General features: G+C 40.0%; 1 protein-coding gene. It reads right to left on the minus strand.

The genetic code is table 11. From position 1 onward, the window contains the following. Positions 1-502 (minus strand): YutD family protein (locus QZ359_RS08405; protein ID WP_293965697.1); only part of this gene is annotated, 502 nt, incomplete at its 3' end. Positions 503-528: the final 26 nt, after the last annotated feature.

Consider the following 528-nt stretch of genomic DNA (forward strand, 5'->3'; position numbering starts at 1 on the left):
GCCCCTTGTCCTCTTTCTGAGAATGCTGGTCTTTCTGACGACGTCTATTTTTCTTATCTGCATTCGGTTTTCGTTTGGTTTGAGTCGGCTTCTTTCCTTTTCTAGAAGGCAGTTCTTCTTCCTTCTTACGCATTTTCTTGTCAAATGATGCTCGCTTAGGGGCTTCATTTTCTAAGACAAAATAGGCACAACCATAACTACAATACTCTAAAAGGTAGTCTTGTAAACGACTGATTTTTTCAAGTTTTTCTTCTGTTCGGTCATCCTTATAAAAACCTCGTAGGCGAAGCTGTTCGTTGCTCCAGTCTCCCACGATATAATCAAACTTTGTTAAGACTTCTGAAAAACGCTGATTAAAAGCCGTCACATCGAAGGCATCCTTGATATTTTCCACCAAGGAAAAAGCTATCCCTTCCGTTTCTACCTTGTCCCCGTGTAAATGGAACTCAGGACCAGGAAACTTGTTATAGTTGTATAATTCAGGTGCAATTTCTTTTCGCATAGATATCCTTCTGTCTCTTATACACA

The organism is Streptococcus sp. (assembly GCF_019414905.1).
Classification (GTDB): Bacteria; Bacillota; Bacilli; order Lactobacillales; family Streptococcaceae; genus Streptococcus.